Source organism: Pseudomonas sp. efr-133-TYG-103a, from assembly GCF_030209235.1.
Classification (GTDB): Bacteria; Pseudomonadota; Gammaproteobacteria; order Pseudomonadales; family Pseudomonadaceae; genus Aquipseudomonas.
In genome coordinates this window covers 22,582-38,080 of record NZ_JARVSK010000035.1, presented here as the reverse complement: position 1 = coordinate 38,080, position 15,499 = coordinate 22,582, and the positions used below count along the sequence as shown (strand labels likewise).

General features: G+C 59.0%; 13 protein-coding genes. 3 read left to right on the top strand and 10 right to left on the bottom strand.

Annotated elements, in window-relative coordinates; genetic code table 11:
- Positions 1-22: 22 nt before the first annotated feature.
- From QRN36_RS24265 to QRN36_RS24220, 10 genes are all read right to left on the bottom strand, one after another.
- A complete protein-coding gene (locus tag QRN36_RS24265; protein ID WP_093468669.1) occupies positions 23-1,585 on the bottom strand; it encodes a SpoVR family protein in 1,563 nt (520 codons plus the stop codon).
- Positions 1,582-2,853, bottom strand: coding sequence for a YeaH/YhbH family protein (locus QRN36_RS24260; RefSeq protein WP_093468671.1), 1,272 nt, complete (start codon positions 2,851-2,853; stop codon positions 1,582-1,584). The genes QRN36_RS24265 and QRN36_RS24260 overlap by 4 nt, the downstream gene beginning before the upstream one ends.
- Before the next feature lie 117 nt (positions 2,854-2,970).
- The gene (locus QRN36_RS24255; protein WP_062385212.1) at positions 2,971-4,893 is read right to left on the bottom strand and encodes a PrkA family serine protein kinase; all 1,923 of its coding nucleotides are present in this window, start codon (positions 4,891-4,893) and stop codon (positions 2,971-2,973) included.
- Positions 4,894-5,181: 288 nt separating this feature from the next.
- On the bottom strand, positions 5,182-5,502 hold the full coding sequence (gene glpE / locus QRN36_RS24250) for a thiosulfate sulfurtransferase GlpE (RefSeq protein ID WP_285426364.1): 321 nt from the start codon (positions 5,500-5,502) through the stop codon (positions 5,182-5,184).
- A 55-nt stretch (positions 5,503-5,557) separates the two neighbouring features.
- On the bottom strand, positions 5,558-6,439 hold the full coding sequence (locus tag QRN36_RS24245; protein ID WP_285426363.1) for a symmetrical bis(5'-nucleosyl)-tetraphosphatase: 882 nt from the start codon (positions 6,437-6,439) through the stop codon (positions 5,558-5,560).
- Entirely contained in the window at positions 6,439-6,819 is a 381-nt protein-coding gene (apaG, locus tag QRN36_RS24240) for a Co2+/Mg2+ efflux protein ApaG (protein ID WP_093468680.1), read from the bottom strand. Before apaG ends, QRN36_RS24245 begins: the two co-directional genes overlap by 1 nt.
- 118 nt (positions 6,820-6,937) lie before the next feature.
- Positions 6,938-7,744: a 16S rRNA (adenine(1518)-N(6)/adenine(1519)-N(6))-dimethyltransferase RsmA gene (rsmA, locus tag QRN36_RS24235; RefSeq protein ID WP_093468683.1), complete on the bottom strand. Its 807-nt coding sequence runs from the start codon at positions 7,742-7,744 to the stop codon at positions 6,938-6,940.
- On the bottom strand, positions 7,741-8,730 hold the full coding sequence (gene pdxA, locus QRN36_RS24230) for a 4-hydroxythreonine-4-phosphate dehydrogenase PdxA (RefSeq protein WP_285426362.1): 990 nt from the start codon (positions 8,728-8,730) through the stop codon (positions 7,741-7,743). Before pdxA ends, rsmA begins: the two co-directional genes overlap by 4 nt.
- Complete coding sequence (locus QRN36_RS24225; RefSeq protein ID WP_177182218.1) at positions 8,727-10,049, bottom strand: peptidylprolyl isomerase; 1,323 nt, start codon at positions 10,047-10,049, stop codon at positions 8,727-8,729. Before QRN36_RS24225 ends, pdxA begins: the two co-directional genes overlap by 4 nt.
- Complete coding sequence (locus tag QRN36_RS24220; RefSeq protein WP_285426361.1) at positions 10,030-12,837, bottom strand: LPS-assembly protein LptD; 2,808 nt, start codon at positions 12,835-12,837, stop codon at positions 10,030-10,032. Before QRN36_RS24220 ends, QRN36_RS24225 begins: the two co-directional genes overlap by 20 nt.
- Positions 12,838-12,966: 129 nt before the next feature.
- Between QRN36_RS24220 and QRN36_RS24215 the strand changes: the two genes are divergently transcribed.
- From QRN36_RS24215 to QRN36_RS24205, 3 genes are read left to right on the top strand one after another with little or no spacing between them, the layout of a single operon-like run.
- Positions 12,967-13,995, top strand: a complete 1,029-nt coding sequence (locus tag QRN36_RS24215) for an aminoglycoside phosphotransferase family protein (protein ID WP_285426360.1) — start codon at positions 12,967-12,969, stop codon at positions 13,993-13,995.
- A 45-nt stretch (positions 13,996-14,040) separates the two neighbouring features.
- Positions 14,041-14,724 (top strand): N-acetylmuramate alpha-1-phosphate uridylyltransferase MurU, encoded by a 684-nt coding sequence (gene murU, locus QRN36_RS24210; RefSeq protein WP_285426359.1) that lies wholly within the window; start codon positions 14,041-14,043, stop codon positions 14,722-14,724.
- A complete protein-coding gene (locus QRN36_RS24205) occupies positions 14,725-15,495 on the top strand; it encodes a DnaJ domain-containing protein (RefSeq protein WP_093468698.1) in 771 nt (256 codons plus the stop codon).
- Positions 15,496-15,499: the final 4 nt, after the last annotated feature.

Genomic DNA, 15,499 nt, shown 5'->3' with positions numbered 1-15,499 from the left:
GAGGTGGAAAAAGCGTTATCGCCTAAAGGTGTACGACGGCCAGGTCGAGCCTGGGATATTCACCGTCAGCGTGTTCGCTTCTCGGCGGTACGTGGTGGGTCTTCATGATCTGATCGCCCTGCAGCGTTTCCAGATGAATATCAAAGCCCCACAAGCGATGCAGATGCTTGAGCACTTCGTCGGTTGAGTCGCCCAGCGGTTTACGGTCATGTTGCTGATGGCGCAGGGTCAGTGAGCGATCGCCGCGACGGTCGATGCTGTAGATCTGCACGTTGGGTTCGCGGTTGCCCAGGTTGTACTGGGCGGCCAGGGTCTCTCGAATGATTCGGTAGCCGGTTTCATCGTGAATGGCCGGTACAAGCAGATCATCCTTCTGGTCGTCGTCCAGAATGCTGAACAGTTTCAAATCCCGAATCACCTTGGGCGACAGGTATTGCAGGATGAAGCTCTCATCCTTGAAGCTGCTCATCGCAAACTTCACCGCAGTCAGCCAGTCGGTGCCCGCGAGCTCCGGGAACCAGCGGCGGTCTTCCTCGGTAGGGTGCTCGCACATCCGCCTGATGTCCTGATACATGGCAAACCCGAGGGTGTAGGGGTTTATGCCGCTGTAGTACGGGCTGTCGAATCCTGGCTGAAACACGACGCTGGTGTGGGACTGCAGAAACTCGAGCATGAATCCGTCAGTCACCAGGCCTTCGTCGTACAGATCATTCATCAAGGTGTAGTGCCAGAACGTCGCCCAGCCTTCGTTCATCACTTGAGTCTGACGCTGCGGGTAAAAATACTGGGCGATCTTGCGCACGATTCGCACAACTTCACGCTGCCATGGCTCCAGCAGTGGCGCATGTTTTTCGATGAAGTAAAGGATGTTTTCCTGGGGTTCTGCAGGGAAGCGCGCATTGTCTTCCTTGTCGTTCTTGCTGGCGCTCTTGGGAATGGTGCGCCACAGATCATTGATCTGCTTTTGCAGGTGCTCTTCGCGGTCTTTTTGTCGGCGACGTTCCTCTTCAGCCGAAATCGGATACGGGCGCTTGTAGCGATCGACGCCGTAGTTCATCAGGGCGTGACAGGAGTCGAGCAGATCCTCCACGGCATCGATACCGTGGCGCTCCTCGCATTGCATGATGTACTGCTTGGCGAACACCAGGTAATCGATGATCGAGCTGGCATCTGTCCAGGTCCGGAACAGGTAGTTGCCCTTGAAGAAGCTGTTATGGCCGTAGCATGCGTGCGCGACGACCAATGCCTGCATGCAGATGGTGTTTTCTTCCATCAGATAAGCAATGCAAGGATCGGAGTTGATGACGATCTCGTACGCCAGACCCATCTGGCCGCGCGAGTAGGATTTCTCTGTGCTCAGGAAGTGTTTGCCGTAGGACCAATGGTGATAGCCCAGCGGCATGCCGACCGACGCATAGGCGTCCATCATTTGCTCGGCGGTGATCACCTCGATCTGGTTGGGATAGGTATCCAGGGCGTAACGCTCGGCGATGCGGCTGATTTCCCGGTCGTACGCCTGGATCAGTTCGAATGTCCACTCGGAACCCGTGGAAAGGGGTTGGCGCTTCTGCTCTCTAGCGGTCATGTCACTAACCTGCGCTGGAAGAGTTCACGGAATACCGGATAGATATCACCGGCAGAGACCAGCTGCTGCTGGGCGAACGTGTCGGCAAACGCTTCGCCGATGCGCTCGTATTCGAACCACAGCGCCTGATGCTCGCGCGGGGTAATTTCGACGTAAGTGTAGTACTGCACGAATGGCATGATCTGCTTGATCAGAATGTCGCGGCAGATGGGGGAGTCGTCGTTCCAGTTGTCTCCGTCAGAAGCCTGGGCGGCGTAGATGTTCCATTCGTTGGTGGGGTAGCGCTCGGCCATGATCTCCTGCATCAACTTCAATGCGCTGGACACGATGGTGCCGCCGGTTTCGCGTGAGTAGAAAAATTCCTCTTCGTCGACCTCGCGGGCGCTGGTGTGATGGCGGATGAACACCACTTCGATCTTGTCGTAATTACGTTTGAGAAAGAGGTACAGCAGGATGAAAAAACGCTTGGCGATGTCTTTGGTGGCTTGAGTCATCGACCCCGAGACGTCCATCAGGCAAAACATGACCGCCTTGGAACTCGGGTTGGGCTGCTTGACCAGCAGGTTGTATTTGAGGTCGAAGGTGTCCAGATAAGGCACACGCTTGATACGCGCCTGCAAGCGTTGGGCTTCGACTTCCAGTTCTTGAATGTCACCGAAGTTGTCCGGTTCTTCGCGCTTGAGGCGCTCGAGTTCGGCCAGTACTTCCCGAAGCTTGGCGCGGCTGCTGCCTGACAGCGCGATGCGACGGGCATGAGCCGAACGCAAGGTACGAATGATGTTGATACGAGAGGGATTGCCCTCGTTGCTGATGCCGGCACGCACCGTTTTGAACGTGTCGGTCCCGGTCAGGTTGCGTTTGACCAGATTGGGAAGTTCGAGGTCTTCGAACATGAACTCGAGAAATTCTTCCTGGGTGATCTGAAACACGAACTCATCCATGCCTTCGCCGGAATTGCTCGCCTTGCCAGGCCCTTTGCCACCGCCACCGCCTTGCGGCCGGGCGATGTGTTCGCCGGTGGTGAATTCCTTGTTGCCGGGATGGACGACGGTCTGCTTGCCGCCGCGGCCATGATGAAGCACCGGTTCGTCGATATCGCGCCCCGGAATACTGATCTGCTCGCCATGCTCCATATCGGTTATCGAGCGGCGGCTGACTGCTTCTTCGACTGCTTTTTTGATGTGGTCACGGTAACGACGCAGAAAGCGCTGCCGATTTACCGTGCTCTTGTTCTTGCCATTGAGACGTCGGTCGATCACATAGCTCATCTGGAGCCCTCCGGGCAGCTGCAAGTAGAAAACAGCTGCAAGCCGCAAGCTAAACGGGTCGAACTCGAGGGCTGCCCCGTTCAGCTTGCCGCTTGAAGCTTGTAGCTTACCGCTGCGTTACTGGGACTTCCGGACACGCAGATACCACTCGGACAGCAGTCGTACCTGTTTGTCGGTGTAACCGCGCTCGACCATGCGGGTAACAAAGTCGTTGTGTTTCTGTTGGTCCTCTTTACTGGCTTTGGCGTTGAAACTGATAACCGGCAGCAGGTCCTCGGTGTTGGAGAACATTTTCTTCTCGATCACCACGCGCAGCTTCTCGTAGCTGAGCCAGGTCGGATTCTTGCCGTTGTTATTGGCGCGGGCACGCAACACGAAGTTGACGATCTCGTTTCGGAAATCTTTCGGATTGCTGATGCCAGCCGGTTTCTCGATCTTCTCCAGCTCCTCGTTGAGGGCAACGCGGTTGAGGATTTCGCCCGTTTCGGGATCCCGGTATTCCTGATCCTGAATCCAGAAATCCGCGTACAGCACATAGCGATCGAAGATGTTCTGACCGTATTCGCTATACGACTCAAGGTAAGCGGTCTGAATCTCTTTGCCGATGAACTCGATGTAACGCGGCGCGAGGTATTCCTTGATGAACCGCAGGTAGCGCTCACGGGTTTCAGCCTGGAATTGTTCCTGCTCGATCTGCTGTTCCAGCACATAAAGCAGATGGACCGGGTTCGCGGCAACTTCATGCGGATCGAAGTTGAAGACCTTCGACAGAATCTTGAAAGCGAAACGCGTCGACAGGCCATTCATGCCTTCGTCGACACCCGCGCTGTCGCGGTACTCCTGAATAGACTTGGCTTTCGGATCGGTGTCCTTCAGGTTTTCGCCGTCGTAGACCCTCATCTTCGAATAGATATTCGAGTTTTCGGGCTCTTTGAGTCGTGACAATACGGTGAACTGCGCCAGCATTTTCAACGTGTCGGGCGCGCAATGCGCTTTGGCCAGAGAGCTGTTGAACAGCAACTTGTCGTAAATCTTGATCTCGTCGCTGACCCGCAGGCAGTAAGGCACCTTCACGATGTAGATACGGTCGATGAAGGCTTCATTGTTCTTGTTGTTGCGGAAGCTGTGCCATTCCGATTCGTTGGAGTGGGCCAGCAAAATGCCGGTGAAAGGTATCGCGCCCAGGCCTTCGGTACTGTTGTAGTTACCTTCCTGAGTAGCGGTGAGCAGAGGGTGCAAGACTTTGATCGGCGCCTTGAACATCTCCACGAATTCCATCAGGCCCTGGTTGGCCCGGCACAGCGCGCCAGAGTAGCTGTAAGCGTCGGCGTCGTTCTGTGGGTATTCCTCGAGTTTGCGGATGTCGACTTTACCGACCAGTGCAGAGATGTCCTGGTTGTTCTCGTCGCCCGGCTCGGTCTTGGCAACGGCGATCTGATTGAGGATCGATGGATAGAGTTTCACCACTTTGAACTGGCTGATGTCGCCCCCGAACTCGGCCAGACGTTTGGTCGCCCATGGCGACATGATGGTGTTGAGGTATCTGCGCGGGATGCCGTAGTCCTCTTCGAGGATCGTCCCGTCTTCGGTGGGTTTGAACAGGCCCAAGGGCGATTCGAAAACCGGGGAGCCCTTGATGGCGTAGAAAGGTATTTTTTCAACAAGCTGTTTGAGTTTTTCAGCCAGGGACGACTTGCCGCCGCCTACAGGGCCGAGCAGGTAAAGGATCTGTTTCTTCTCTTCCAAGCCTTGGGCAGCGTGGCGGAAGTACGAGACGATTTGCTCGATGCAGTCCTCCATGCCGTGGAAATCCTCGAACGCCGGATAGCGCCGAATGACCTTGTTGGAGAAGATTCTGGACAGCCTGGAGTTGGTCGATGTGTCGAACAACTCAGGCTCGCCGATGGCCATCAGAAGACGTTCTGCGGCTGAGGCGTATGCACTGCGATCGGTTTTGCAGAGCTCCAAGTACTCCTGTAGCGAGAGCTCTTCCTGGCGTGTCGATTCAAAGCGTTGTTGGAAGTGGCTAAAAATACTCATGACGTCACCTCGCTCGATACGTGGAGCCGGCGGCGGATCGTCAGTCGATGCTGGCTGGCAACTGATTACTCAGCGGCCATTTACCCCCCAAACACCATAAAAGTAGCTACCGATGACCCACGCGCCGGTGTACCGGCTCTCCCCTGATTCGGATGGCCTGAGGCTAAGGATAGTTCGGATTCGCACACAGAAAGAAGGAATGCGTGTGAACAGAGGCGGACCGTTCGTCAGATGGGGGCGCGAGCCCGCGTAGGACGCGGGATAGCGCCTGGAAAAAATATTTTTCGATCAGCCTTGCGCGGTTTCAGTCGGAAAAGTGTTTTTCCACAGCTCGAAACCGCCATCCATGCTGTAGACCTCGGAGAAGCCTTGACCTACAAGATAGGCCGCTGCGCTCTGGCTGGAGTTGCCGTGGTAACAGACGACGACCAACGGTTTGTCCAGGTCGGCGGCGCGGATGAAGTCCGCGATCGAGTGGTTGTCCAGATGATGCGAATCAGGGATGTGATTACTGGCGAATGTCTGCGCGTCGCGCACATCGACCAGTACGGCGCCTTGTTCGCGCAGGGCCTTGGCCTGCTCCGGCGGAATGCGTTTGAAGTCGGTCATGGCATGGGCTCCTGGGCCGTCGGGTTCTCAACCGGTTGAGAACGAAAAGGGAATTCTACTGCCGCGCTGGCTGTTCGTCGCCACTGGACGGCGCTCTGGTCGATGGCTTCTCGACATGACCGCTGTCGTCGCATTCGCAGCGAATCAGTGTCCGGGTGTCGACATTGAGCAGGGTCATCGCACCGCCCCATACGCATCCGGTGTCCAACGCGTAAACGCCCGGCTCGTCACATCGCCCTTCAAGCGCGGCCCAGTGACCGAAAATGATATTCAAGCCCTTGGTTTTGCGATCCTTGTGACTGAACCATGGCGCGTAACCCGTCGGCGCACTGTCCAGGCCTTCCTTGCTCTTGAGGTCGAGCTTGCCGTCGCTGGTGCAGAAGCGCATCCGCGTGAAGTAGTTGGTGATGACGCGCAGCCGCGTGACGCCGTGCAGGTCTTTGTCCCACTTGGCCGGCTCGTTGCCGTACATGCCGTCGAGAAAGGGTTCGAAGAGATTGTCGTCGCGCAGGGCCTCTTCGACTTCTTCGGCGCAGCGCAGCGCTTTTTTCAACGTCCACTGCGGCGGAATGCCCGCGTGGACCAAGGCGATATCCCGTTCGGCGTCGTAGTGCATGAGCTTCTGCTGACGCAGCCAGTCGAGCAGTTCGCTGGCATCCGGGGCCTCGAGGATCTCACGCAGGGTGTCGGCTTTCTTGAGTCGCTCGATGTTGCGCCCAGCAGCCAGCAAGTGCAGGTCATGATTACCCAGCACGCAGACGATCGACTGACGCATGGCGTAGAGAAAGCGCAGGGTTTCCAGCGACTGCGGGCCGCGGTTGACCAGATCGCCCACCAGCCAGAGTTTGTCTTTGGCCGGATCGAACTTTACTTGCTCAAGCAGGCATTTCAGAGGATCCAGGCAACCCTGCAAGTCGCCAACAGCGTACACCGCCATCAGTGGAGGGCCCCCGGCACCGCCAGCCGGAACGGGGCGATGATGGCATCGAAGCGTTTACCGTCTTCGGCCAGCATCTGGTAGCTGCCCTGCATGTTGCCCACTTGCGTGGTCATGACGGTTCCGCTGCTGTAGGTATGGCTCTGTCCGGCCTGAATCAGCGGCTGTTGACCGACCACGCCCTCGCCGCGAACTTCTTCGACATGGCCGTCACCGTCGGTGATGACCCAGTGACGCGACAGCAACTTGGCCGCGATCTCGCCGCTATTGTGCACAGTGACGGTATAGGCGAAAGCGAAGCGGTTTTGCTCAGGCTGCGATTGTTCGGCAAGGAAGCGGGTGACGACGCTGACGTCGACCTGATAACGGGGATCAGACATGCAAGAGGCCTTAAAAGCGAAAGCGGAAAAAGCCGGAAGGAGCCCGGTAGACAATCAGTCTAGGACATGTGACGGGTAAAAAACCAATTGGTGCTCCGCCCGTACATGCCCTGCGCGATCAGCCGACGACAGGCTTGTCGGTCAGTTTGTCGGCCAGACGCACGAACGCCGCGAGATCCAGCTGCTCGGGACGCAAGCTGCCATCGACGCCTGCTTCGGCGATTTCTTCACTGGTGAGCAGCGCCTTCAAGGTATTGCGCAAGGTTTTGCGGCGCTGGTTGAACGCTTCGCGGACGAGGCGTTCAAGTACGCGATGATCCTTGGCCGGGTGTGGCAGGGACTCATGGGGCACCAGGCGCACGATCGCCGAGTCGACTTTCGGCGGCGGATTGAACGCCCCGGGCCCGACGTTGAACAGGTGCTCAACGCGGCAATGGTACTGAACCATGATCGACAGGCGACCCCAGTCACCGCCGCCAGGGCCTGCGGCCAGACGCTCGACCACTTCCTTCTGCAGCATGAAATGCATGTCGCGGATCAGGTGAGCATTCTGCAGCAGGTGAAAAATCAGCGGAGTGGAGATGTTGTAAGGCAGGTTGCCCACCACCCGCAGACTGTTCGGCGCAGCATTGAGGCTGGTGAAGTCGAACTTCAGTGCGTCGCCCTGATGAAGGTTGAAATTCGGCTTGGCACTGAACTGCTGCATGAGAATCGGCACCAGGTCTTTGTCCAGCTCAACGACGTCCAGCTGTGCACCGCTGCTCAGCAGGCCTTCGGTCAAGGCGCCCTGGCCCGGGCCGATTTCCAGCATGCGGTCCTCTGCCTTGGCGCGAATGGAGCGCAGGATTTTGTCGATCACGCCGGCGTCGTGCAGGAAGTTCTGGCCGAAGCGCTTGCGCGCCTTGTGTTGGTATTGCTCAGTCATTTACGGGTCTCGGCCATCTGATAGGCGGTTTCCAGTGCGACCTTGAGGCTGCCGGTGTCGATCTTGCCGGTGCCTGCCAGATCCAGCGCAGTGCCGTGATCCACAGAGGTGCGGATGATCGGCAGGCCGAGTGTGACATTGACAGCGGCGCCGAAGCCTTTGTACTTCAGCACGGGCAGACCCTGGTCGTGGTACATCGCCAGCACTGCATCGCAGTGCTCCAGATATTTGGGGGTGAAAAGAGTGTCGGCGGGCAGCGGGCCACGCAAGTCCAGGCCTTCGCTGCGCAGACGCTCCAGAGTAGGTTCGATGATGTCGATTTCTTCGCGGCCAAGATGACCGCTTTCGCCCGCGTGGGGATTGAGTCCGCAGACCAGAATACGCGGGCGGGCAATGCCAAACTTGTTGACCAGATCGGCATGCAGAATGCGGGTGACGCGCTCCAGACGTTCCTCGGTGATGGCGTCCGCGATGTCGCGCAAGGGCAGGTGAGTGGTCACCAGTGCCACGCGCAGATCGCCGGTGGCAAGCATCATCACGACTTGTTCGGTCTGGGTAAGCTCGGCGAGAAACTCGGTGTGGCCCGAAAACGCGATGCCGCTTTCGTTGATCACGCCTTTGTGAACCGGCGCCGTGATCATGCCTGCGAAGTGCCCGGCCATGCAGCCATTGCCCGCACGCGTCAGCGTTTCGAGGACGAAGCCGCCGTTGGCTTTGTTCAATTGCCCGGTAATGACGGGAGCCTGGAGCGGGGTGTCCCACACATAGAGGCTGCCCGCAGGCGCGGCGGTGTCAGGCCAGGTGTCCGGCGTGACAGGAATCAGGCTGACAGCCACACCCAGCTGCGCGGCCCGCTCATTGAGCAGGTCGCAACTGGTGATGGCAATCAGGGGGTAAGGCTGGGACTGCGCGGCGAGCAGCAGGCAAAGGTCAGGACCGATGCCGGCAGGCTCGCCGGGTGTCAGGGCGAAACGCTTGGGTTTCACTTGGCAGCCTGGTCGGCGCCAGGAAGCTTGATTTCAACGTAGGCTTCGTCGCGAATCTGACGCAGCCAGGTTTGCAGCTCTTCATCGTACTTACGGTTACGCAACACCGTCATCGCCTGTTGCTCACGCGCCTGGTTGGTGCTGTCGGTGGAACGACGGCCCAGGACTTCCAGTACGTGCCAGCCAAACTGAGTCTGGAACGGCTTGGACACCACGCCCTGCGCGGTCTCGTTCATCACGTCACGGAACTCGGGAACCAGCGAGCGCGGGTCGACCCAGTTCATGTCGCCACCGTTGAGCGCAGAGCCCGGATCTTCAGAGAAGCTCTTCGCCAGTTCGCCGAAGTCTTCGCCGTTCTGGATGCGATCGTAGATGCGCTGTGCCAGCAACTTGGTTTCCGCCTCGCTGCGGATTTCGCTTGGCTTGATCAGGATGTGACGCACGTGGACTTCATCGCGCATCTGAGTCTGATTTTCACCGCCGCGTTTTTCCAGCAACTTGAGGATGATGAAGCCGCCCGGCGTGCGCGCAGGAGGTGTCACTTCGCCCGGGCGCATCGAAGACAGCATGTCGCCGAAGGGTGGAGGCAGCTGTGCCGCCTTGCGCCAGCCCATATCTCCGCCGTCCAGCGCGCTTTCGCTTGCCGAGGTGGAAATGGCGAGTTGCTCGAAGTTCGCACCTTGCTGCAGCTTGCCGTACACGTCCTTGGCCTTGACGGCAGCGGCCTGGATTTGATCCGAAGTCGCGCTGTCAGGTGTAGGAATCAGGATGTTCGCCAAGTGGAATTCTTCGGAAAACTGCGCTTTGCCAAGGTCCGACGCGAGGAAGTTCTTCACTTCCTGCTCCGAAACCTGGATGCGCTCGGCAACCCGGCGCTGACGCACCCGGCTGATGATCATTTCCCGGCGAATCTGCTCACGTGCGCTGTTGTACGACAGACCGTCGTGCGCCAGCGCTGCCTTGAACTGCTCGATGCTCATATTGTTGCGCTGGGCAATGGTGCCCACCGCCTGGTTGAGCTCTTCATCGGTAATGCGAATGCCGGAGCGTTCACCGATCTGAAGCTGCAGGTTTTCAAGGATCAGACGATCCAGTACCTGAGACTCGAGCGCGCTGGCAGGCGGAACGCCCTGGCCGCGCTTGGCGATGGTTTGCTGTACTTCACGGGTGCGCTGGTCGAGCTGGCTTTGCATGACCACGTCGTTGTCGACGATGGCAACTACCTTGTCGATGGAGCGCACTTCAGCGTGCGCTACGGAACCGATGAGTAACGCGCCCAGCATCAGCGGGCGCAGACAATCAGAAAGCTTGCTCTTCACGTTCACGATAACCTTGGATGCCTTTGTCGAGGAAGCCTTCAACTTTTTGGCCAACTACGCCGCCAAGTCCCTTCAACACGATTTGTAGGAAAATGCCGCGGTCGCCTTTTTCGTTCTGCGGTATCTCTTGGGTGGACTCGTCATAGTCGACCCAGTACCGGTTGATCAGACGCAGCTTCCAGCAGCAGTTGTCATATTCAAAACCACCAAAGGCTTCGAGGGTACGGTTGCGGTTGTAGTCATACTGCCAGCGACCGATCGCGCTCCACTGCGGCACGACAGGCCAGATGACCGAGAAGTCGTGCTGCTCGATCTTGTAGTAGTCCTTGATGTAGCCAGGAGTACCCGGTGTGCCGTAATCGCCGCCGCCCACTTGCCAGCGACCGGTGCTCTGGTCGTAACGGACCAGGTCGTTGCGGTAGCGGTAGCCGGCGTTGATGATCTTGCCGGGGTTGTCTTCAGGCTGGTAGTGAACCATCGCGCTGCCGGAACGGGTGCTGTGGCTGTCCGGATCCCAGTTGAAATCCGAGGTTGCACGCCAGTCGCGGTTGAAGCGGTATTCGTATTCCAGCGCGTACGGAGACACATCGGCCTGCGCGTCGTTGCGATCCTGGTAGGCGATGCCCGGCATCTGGACCTTGCGATCCTTGAAGTAAAGGGCCTGGCCCACGCTGATGCGCTGACGCTCGAAACCGTTGTCTTCGATCCAGCGGTTGGTCAGACCCAGCGAGAGTTTGTTCTCGTCGCCGATACGGTCCGAGCCCCTGAAGCGGTTGTCGCGGAACAGAGAGCTGTAGTTGAAGGTGGTCTCGGCAGTGTCGAATACCGGGATGTCCTTCTGATCCTTGTAAGGCACATACAGATAGAACAGGCGCGGTTCGAGAGTCTGACGGTAGTCTTTGCCGAACCACTGGGTATTGCGGTCGAAGTACAGGCCGCTGTCGACGCTGAAGATCGGCACGCTGCGATTGACGTTGCTGTCGTAGCTCTCGCCCAGAGCCGAGGCATTGTTACGGTTGGTCAGCAGGTCCTGTTTGCCCCGGCCGTCCAGGTCCAGATCATACTGGGTGTAGACGTATTTCAGCTTGGGCGTCAGGAAGCCGTACGAGGACGTCAGCGGCAGGCTGATGGACGGCGCCAGGTTCAGGCGGTCGCCATTGGCGCGCGCCAGACCTGCAACGTTGTTATCCAGACGAGGCTCGACGTTGCCGTCTTCATCGCTGAAGTTGCCGTCGTGCAGATCACGATCGAAACGGACCAGCTCGGTGCTGTAGTCGAACTTCAGACCTTCCGGACGGAACGGCAGGGTGCCGTCCAGTTTCAGCTGCGGCAGTCGGCCGTAAGGCGTGATGCGCGAAACGCTGGTCAGCTGGTACTGCTGGACGTTCAGGCGACCGGTGTAGCTATCGCCACGATAGGTCAGCATGCCCTGCTGGTTCAGGTAATCGTTGGTGTTGACGCCTTCCTGTCCGCTTTTCAGGTCCTTGAAGTAGTAAGGGTCGCTGACCTTGGTGTAATCGACGGTCGCCAGCAGACGATCATCCAGACCGCTGCGGTTCTGCCAGTTGATCATCCAGCGGGTGTCCTTGTAATCGGTCTCCTGCTTGCGATCATCGTTGTCGTCGTTCAGGTACGCAGCACCGAACTGACCTTCGCTGCTTTTGGTCAGGTAGCGGAACTCACCTTCGAGCAACAGACCCCGTTTGGCCATGTACGTCGGGTACAACGTGGCGTCGTAGTTCGGCGCCAGGTTGAAGTAGTAAGGCGTGAGCAACGAGAAGCCAGTGTCGCTGCTGGCACCGATGGTCGGTGGCAGGAAGCCGGACTGACGACGGTCGTCGATCGGGAAATAGATGTACGGCGTATAGAGGATCGGGATGTCCTTCACACGCAGCGTGGCGTTGGTCGCCGTACCGAAGCCGGTGGCCGGGTTCAGGGTGATGTTGTTGCCCTTCACCGTCCAGGCGTTGCTGTTCGGTTCGCACGTGGTGTACGTACCGTCCTTGAGGCGGATGATCGCGTTTTCTGCACGGCGGGCGTACAGCGCGTTACCACGCACGTTGGATTTGTGGAGCACGTATTCGGCGTTGTCGACTTTCGCCTCGCCGGTGTCCAGCTGCACTTCGGCATGGTCACCCACGATCAGGGCGCCGTTGTCGCGCAGACGGACATCGCCGTTCAGCTCGCCACGGTTTTCTGCCTGATGCAGGCTGGCCTCGTCGGCCTGAACCTGCATGCTGCCCTGGCGCATGACGACGTCACCGGCCAGGGTCGCGATTTGTTCGTCCTGCTGATAACGCGAAGCCTTGGCGCCGATGAAGGTCGGCGCGTCGCTTTTCGGCGTCTTGTCGTCCATGCCCGGGCGAATCGGCTCGATGTACGCACCGGAGCAGTAAGGACCTGTCTCTGCCAGTTGGGCAGCGGTCAGCTTCTCGCGGGGAACCCAGTCGAGATGGCTGTAGTCTTCGCTACGCGATTTCAGGCCACGGCCCTTGGCCTCGGTGACCAGCATCGTTTTGGGCACGACTTCACCGCTTGCGGTGGTGATCGTCGATTCGGTCGCCGTGCTGCTGTTAGACGACACGCTGTTGGCGTCGTGCACAGGGCGCGGAGGCAACTGGGCTGCAGTGGTTTTCGGAGAGCAATCCCAGGAACCTGTTGCCGACACCGAACAGTCATACTGTTCAGCTGCAACCACGTACTGGGTGGCCAGAGGTTGCATCGCCAGCAAACTGCCGGTTACGAGCAACGGAAATTTTTTACGAAACGCGGGGGATTTCAATGCCATCTTATTAGTCCGGGCTTCCTGCGCGCCATCTGCCCGCGGGGGGGCCGCACGCCTCTCGATGGGCTGAAAAAGATGTCGGATAATAAAGCATGACCCGCTTGACGGCTAGCGCCGTCGGAGACCCTTGCAATGCCAGATCAAGATGTACGCCTGCAACACCTGAAAGTTTGGCTCGATGAGCAGCTGCCGAAGTTGTTCGCGGCTCAAGGCTGGGGCGCGATACCCCCGGCCACGTTGACTGCGGCCAGCAGTGACGCCAGTTTTCGCCGTTATTTTCGTTGGGAGGGAGAGGGCCGCACTTTTATCGTGATGGACGCGCCGCCCCCTCAGGAAAACTGCAAACCCTTCGTCGATATCGCCCATTTGTTGAGCGAGTCGGGAATTAATGTTCCGAAAATTTATGCCGAAGACCTCCATCAAGGCTTTCTTCTGCTGAACGATCTGGGTCGCAAAACCTATCTCGACGTCATCGACGAGCAAAATGCCGATCAGCTTTTCGCCGATGCGATCGAGGCGTTGCTGGCGTATCAGCAATTGCCGATGGACGCGCCGCTGCCCAGCTATGATGTGGCGCTGCTGCGGCGCGAGCTGGAGCTGTTCCCGGAGTGGTACGTGAAGCGCCATCTGGGCATCGAGTTCGACCAGGCGCAGCAGGCGAGCTGGCAGCGGGTCAGCGATCTGCTGATCGAGAGCGCGCTGGCGCAGCCGAAAGTGCTGGTGCATCGCGACTATATGCCGCGCAACCTGATGCTCAGCGAGCCAAACCCCGGCGTGCTGGATTTTCAGGATGCGGTGTACGGCCCGATCACTTACGACATCACCTGTCTGTTCAAGGATGCGTTCCTGAGCTGGCCGGAGGCGCGGGTGGCAGGCTGGCTGAAGCAGTATTGGGAAAAGGCGTCGGCGCTGGGCATTGCGGTGCAGGACGATTTCAATGAATTTTGTCGCGCCAGCGATCTGATGGGCGTGCAGCGCCACCTCAAGGTCATCGGGATTTTCGCGCGCATCTGTCATCGCGATGGCAAGCCGCGATATGTCGCCGATGTACCGCGCTTCTTCTCTTATATAGAAGCGGTTCTGGCGCGTCGCCCCGAACTGATCGAATTGAGCAACTTGCTGACGAGTCTGAGTCAGCCAAAACAAGACGCCACATCATGAAGGTAGCGCCGTGACAAAGGTCAGGACTGTTTGGAAGAGGGATGCATGAAAGCGATGATTCTGGCGGCAGGCAAGGGCGAACGCCTGCGCCCGCTGACGTTGCACACGCCCAAGCCACTGGTGCGAGCCGGCGGCGTCCCGCTGATTGAGTATCACCTGCGTGCTCTGAAGATGGCCGGCTTTCGCGAGGTGGTCATCAACCACGCCTGGCTGGGGCAGCAGATCGAGGATTATCTGGGCGACGGCCAGCGCCTGGGGCTGAACATCCAGTATTCGCCCGAAGGTGAACCTCTTGAAACCGGGGGCGGGATATTCCGCGCGCTGCCATTGCTGGGCGACGAGCCTTTTCTGGTGGTTAACGGCGACATCTGGACGGACTGCGATTTCACCGCGTTGAATGCTTCACTCAACGGCGCGCCGATCAACGGGCTGGCGCATCTGGTGCTGGTGGACAACCCGCTGCACCACCCCGACGGCGACTTCGCGCTGGTGGGCGGCGAGGTGCGTGACGACGCCACGCTGCCGCGTCTGACCTACAGCGGCATCGCGGTGTTGCATCCTCGGCTGTTCGCAGGCTGCGCGCACGGGGCCTTCAAACTGGCGCCGCTGCTGCGCGAGGCCATGGCGAACGGGCAGGTGACCGGTGAGCACTTCACCGGTCGCTGGGTGGATGTCGGCACTCACGAACGGCTGGCGGAAGTCGAACAGATCCTTGCGGTGCAACCCTAGATGCTCTGGCCATTCACAGTGATCGGCGGCGGCGCCGGGTACGCGATTGCAAGCATTCCCGGCGCGATGCTGGGGGCGCTGCTGGGGCAGGCGCTGGATCGACGCCTGCATTTTCAGAGCTGGGCCGAATTACGGGAGCGTGTCAGCGGCCGCGCCGTGCCGCGTGACGATGAGCTGATTTTCATTCTGCTGGGGCGCCTGGCCAAGAGTGACGGGCGGGTCGTCGATGGGCACATTCAACAGGCCCGCGTGGAAATGCGTCGGCTGGACCTGAGCGAACCGGCCAAGCGCCGCGCGATCCAGGCGTTCAATCGCGGCAAGGACGGTCGTGACAACCTGCGCGTTCACCTGACGCGGCTCAAGACCCAGCCTCATGCCGCCGAAGGGCTGCTGCGCGCTTGCTGGCGTATGGCTTGGGCCGATGGCAAGGCTTCGCGCGCTGAGCGTGAACTGATTGTGCAGTGGGGCAAATGGCTCGGCTGGACGGCCGAGAAGGTTCAGGCGTTATCGTCCACCGAAGACGAGCAGAGAGAACGCGCACCCGCCAGCAGCGGCGGCGAGTACCAGGAAGCGTTGCGCCTGTTGGGCGTCAAGGCTGACGCTGAACCGGCGCAGATCAAACGTGCCTACCGCCGACTGTTAAGCCGGCACCATCCTGACAAAGTGGCGGGTACCGGCGCCAGCCAGATGCAAGTGCGCGACGCCACGGAAAGGACCCGCGAACTGCACAATGCCTATGCAGTGATCAAAGACCGGCGCGGGTTCCGCTAAGGTG

Bases quoted from the DNA above. Each gene is read 5' to 3' on its own strand.
- QRN36_RS24245 (WP_285426363.1), bottom strand. From the start codon at position 6,439: ATGGCGGTGTACGCTGTTGGCGACTTGCAGGGTTGCCTGGATCCTCTG.
- QRN36_RS24220 (WP_285426361.1), bottom strand. From the start codon at position 12,837: ATGGCATTGAAATCCCCCGCGTTTCGTAAAAAATTTCCGTTGCTCGTA.
- apaG (WP_093468680.1), bottom strand. From the start codon at position 6,819: ATGTCTGATCCCCGTTATCAGGTCGACGTCAGCGTCGTCACCCGCTTC.
- glpE (WP_285426364.1), bottom strand. From the start codon at position 5,502: ATGACCGACTTCAAACGCATTCCGCCGGAGCAGGCCAAGGCCCTGCGC.
- QRN36_RS24260 (WP_093468671.1), bottom strand. From the start codon at position 2,853: ATGAGCTATGTGATCGACCGACGTCTCAATGGCAAGAACAAGAGCACG.
- QRN36_RS24215 (WP_285426360.1), top strand. From the start codon at position 12,967: ATGCCAGATCAAGATGTACGCCTGCAACACCTGAAAGTTTGGCTCGAT.
- QRN36_RS24255 (WP_062385212.1), bottom strand. From the start codon at position 4,893: ATGAGTATTTTTAGCCACTTCCAACAACGCTTTGAATCGACACGCCAG.
- QRN36_RS24205 (WP_093468698.1), top strand. From the start codon at position 14,725: ATGCTCTGGCCATTCACAGTGATCGGCGGCGGCGCCGGGTACGCGATT.
- QRN36_RS24265 (WP_093468669.1), bottom strand. From the start codon at position 1,585: ATGACCGCTAGAGAGCAGAAGCGCCAACCCCTTTCCACGGGTTCCGAG.
- murU (WP_285426359.1), top strand. From the start codon at position 14,041: ATGAAAGCGATGATTCTGGCGGCAGGCAAGGGCGAACGCCTGCGCCCG.
- rsmA (WP_093468683.1), bottom strand. From the start codon at position 7,744: ATGACTGAGCAATACCAACACAAGGCGCGCAAGCGCTTCGGCCAGAAC.